Source organism: Rhizobacter sp. (assembly GCF_031412075.1).
Lineage (GTDB): Bacteria > Pseudomonadota > Gammaproteobacteria > Burkholderiales > Burkholderiaceae_C > Rhizobacter.
Window position 1 is genome coordinate 1 of record NZ_JANOCG010000625.1, and the last position, 3,912, is coordinate 3,912.

The window sequence follows — 3,912 nt, forward strand, 5'->3', positions numbered from 1 at the left end:
GCACGTGGCCGACCTGCGAGCCAGCGCCTATGGGTATGGCGGCCAGACGCAGGAGCACCGCTACCAGCACACCGCGTGATCGTCAGGCCGGCAGGCCCGCCAGCAGGGCGGCGTTGCCGCCCGCTGCGGCGGTGTTGATGGTGAGCGTCTGTTCGGCGCAGAAGCGGGAGAGGTAGTGCGGCCCGCCGGCCTTGGGGCCGGTGCCCGAGAGGCCTTCGCCGCCGAAGGGCTGCACACCGACCACCGCGCCGATCATGTTGCGGTTGACGTAGACGTTGCCAATGCGAGCGGCCAGCGCCAGGCGCTGGGCGCGGCTGTCGATGCGCGTCTGCAAGCCCAGCGTGAGGCCGTAGCCGAGGGCGTTGATCTGGTTCACCACCTCGTTCACGTCGCCACCCCAGCGCACCACGTGCAGCACCGGTCCGAAGATCTCCTGCTTCACGTCGCTGATGCGTGGCAGCTCGAAGGCGATGGGTGTGACCAGGCGCGGCACGGCGGTGCTCGCGGGTGCGCTGCCGATCAGCACCGCCTCTTGGCGCAGGCGGGCGACGTGGCGGTTGATGCCCTCGAACGCCTCGTCGTCGATCACCGGGCCGACGTCGGTGGCCAGCAGCGCCGGGTCGTCGACCCGCAGCTCGCTGAGTGCGCCACGGATCATCTCGATCACGCCGTCGGCAATGCCTTCGTGCACACACAGCAGGCGCAGCGCCGAGCAGCGCTGGCCGGCCGAGCGGAAGGCGCTTTGCACCACCGCGTCGGTCACTTGCTCGGGCAGCGCGCTGCTGTCGACCACCATCGCGTTGATGCCGCCGGTTTCGGCGATCAGCGGCACGATGGGGCCGTCTTTGGCCGCGAGTGTGCGGTTGATGATCTTGGCCACCGCCGTGGAGCCGGTGAAACACACACCGGCCGTGTGGGTGTGGGCCACCAGCGCGGCGCCGATGGTCTCGCCCGGGCCGTGCAGCAGCGCGAGGGCGTCGGTCGGCACACCGGCGTCGTGCAGCAAGGCGACCATGCGTTGTGCCACGGCGGGTGTTTGTTCGGCCGGTTTGGCGGCCACGCTGTTGCCGGCCACGAGCGCGGCCACCACTTGGCCGGCAAAGATGGCAAGCGGGAAATTCCACGGGCTGATGCAAACGAACACCCCCCGGCCGTGCAGGCGCAGTTCGTTGCTCTCGCCGGTGGGGCCGGGCAGGGTGTGGGGTGCGAGCCGCAGCTCGGCCTGGTCGGCGTAGTAGCGGCAAAAGTCCACGGCCTCACGCACTTCGGCCACACAGTCGCCGAGGGTCTTGTGCGCTTCCTTGACCAGCAGGCCGCAGAACTCGGGCAGGCGCAGCTCGAGTGCATCGGCCGCGCGGCGCAAGACGGCGGCACGCTCGGCGAGCGGCGTGTGGTTCCAGGCAGCAAAGCCGGTATGGAGTCGGGCCATGGCTTCCGCCACACCGTTCGGCGTCGCCAGCGGCACGGGGTCGATGCGGGTGGATTGCACGGCCTGCTCCAGCGGCGCACGTTCGGCCACACAGGCCAGGTCGACACCTCGCGAGTTGGCGCGGCCGGGGCCGTAAAGCGCTTGCGGCAAAGCGAGCGAAGGCGCGTCGGCTGGCTGCAGCGGTGAGGCAAGCAGCAGATCCACATCCACCGCTTCGTCGGTGAGCTGGTGCACGAAAGACGAGTTGGCGCCGTTTTCCAGCAGCCGGCGCACCAGGTAGGCCAACAGGTCGCGGTGCTCGCCCACCGGGGCGTAGACGCGCACAGGGATGCTGGCGTCTTTCATCACCTCGCGGTACACACCCTCGCCCATGCCGTGCAGGCGCTGCATCTCGAAGGCCGCGTTGTGCCGCTTGGCCATCTGCAAGATGGCGGCGATGGTGCCGGCGTTGTGGGTCGCGAACTGCGGGTAGATCACGTCGGCCTGCGCGATCAGCGCCTGCGCGCAAGCGAGGTAGGCGATGTCGGTGTGGTGCTTGTGAGTGAACACGGGGTAGCTGCTCAGGCCGAGCTCCTGCGCACGTTTGATCTCGCCGTCCCAATACGCGCCCTTGACCAGGCGGACCATGAAACGCAGGCCGTGGCGGCGGGCGATGCGCGCCACTTCGTCCACCACGTGCAAGGCGCGTGTCTGGTAGGCCTGTACTGCCAGGCCGAAGCCGCGCCATTGCGGAAAGTGGGTGGCGATGCGCTCGGCCAATGCGTCCAGCACATCGAGTGACAGCTCCAGGCGGTCGCTTTCTTCGGCGTCGATGGTGAGGTTGATGTTGGCCTGCGCGGCACGCTCGATGAGTTGCCACACACGCGGCAACAAGTCGTTGAACACACGTTCGCGCTGGGCGTCTTCGTAGCGCGAGAAGAGGGCGCTCAGCTTGATCGAGATGCCGTCGGCGCCCATCGGTTGCGCGGCTACACGCCCGCCCGCGATCGAGTCGATGGCGTTCAGATACGACGCCAGGTAGCGCTGCGCATCGGCCTCGGTGCGCGCGCCTTCGCCCAGCATGTCGTAGCTGAAGCGCAGCGCACTTTGCTGGCCACGCGCCGAGTCGGCTTCTTTCATCGCCTCCTGAATCGAGCGCCCGAGCACAAACTGCCGCCCCAACAATTGAATGGCGCGCACCGTCGCGGCCACCACCGTCTGCGCGCCCAGGCGCTGGAGCAGGCCGCTCTCGCCTTGTGCGTCGGGCAGGAACTTCTTCGACATCGTGATCGCGCTCGCAGAGAGCGCCGCCAGCATCTTGTGCGGCCCACCGCTGCTGCCGTCGAACGAGGCCTTGCCGAGCTGGTCGGCAGTGAGGGCGACGGCGGTTTCGGTGTCGGGCACACGCAGCAGCGCTTCAGCCAGGCGCATCAGCGCCAGGCCCTCGGCGCTCGAGATCGGGTACTCGCGCAACAGCGACTCCATGGCCCAGAACGGCGCTGGTTTGTCGCGCACCGCCTGCACCCACGGCCGGGCGGTCTGCATCGCGGCGGGCCAGTCGAGCTGGCCGGCCAGCGGTTGCAGAAGGCTGGCCAGCACCTCGGTTTCAGGGCGGTAGGGCGACGGCAAACGAGCTTGGGACGGGGGCATGGCAGTGGGGGTGGCTGCTGAACAAGTCGCTAAGGTATCTGTTTGCAACTTGGATTAATCACCAAACTGACCCACCGAAACCGCTAAATACTCGTCAGCGCCCGCCAAAAATGGCCGTGCCCACACGCACCAGGGTGGCCCCTTCGGCGATGGCGGTCTCGAGGTCGGCGCTCATGCCCATCGACAAGGTGTCGAGCACCAGGCCCTCGGCCTGCAACTGAGTGAGCAGCTCGCGCAGCGCGCGGTGGGGTGCGGCGCCGGTGTCGGGCTCGGGGATGGCCATCAGCCCGCGCAATCGCAGCCTGGGCAACGCCGCCACCGCGCGGGCCAAAGCGGGCACCTCACCCGGCGCCACGCCGCTCTTGCTGGCTTCGCCGCTGATGTTGACCTGCAGGCACACCTGTAGCGGAGGCAGGTGCGTGGGCCGTTGTTCGTTCAAGCGCTCGGCGATCTTCAGGCGCTCCACGCTGTGCACCCAGTCGAAGTGTTCGGCCACCACGCGCGTCTTGTTGCTTTGCAAGGGGCCGATGAGGTGCCACTCGATCTGCGTGCGCAAGTCGGCGAGCGCAGCGATCTTGTCGACACCTTCTTGCACATAGTTCTCACCGAAGCAGCGCTCGCCGGCCGCAAAGGCTTCACGCACAGCTTGGGGGCTGAAAGTTTTGCTTACGCTTAGCAACGTGACGCTTTGCACGGGCCGTTGCGATGCTGCACAGGCCTGCGCGATGCGAGCGCGCACTTGTTGGAGCTTGTCTGCGATCATCGCCATAATGCTTCGAGAGTATCTCGCAGCGCCCCTGCGCTCTCGTGCGCGGCCCGATTCACCCGACCTCCGCACCCATGGACATCACTCA

At 67.8% G+C, this 3,912-nt stretch carries 2 protein-coding genes; both read right to left on the minus strand.

Annotated features, from left to right (window positions below):
- Positions 1 to 82: 82 nt before the first annotated feature.
- A complete protein-coding gene (locus RMO40_RS23055) occupies positions 83 to 3,058 on the minus strand; it encodes an L-glutamate gamma-semialdehyde dehydrogenase (RefSeq protein WP_309725939.1) in 2,976 nt (991 codons plus the stop codon).
- 94 nt (positions 3,059 to 3,152) lie between these two features.
- Positions 3,153 to 3,827 carry a YggS family pyridoxal phosphate-dependent enzyme gene (locus RMO40_RS23060; protein ID WP_309725940.1) on the minus strand — a complete coding sequence of 225 codons (675 nt, stop codon included), beginning with the start codon at positions 3,825 to 3,827 and terminating at the stop codon, positions 3,153 to 3,155.
- Between the last annotated feature and the right edge of the window lie 85 nt (positions 3,828 to 3,912).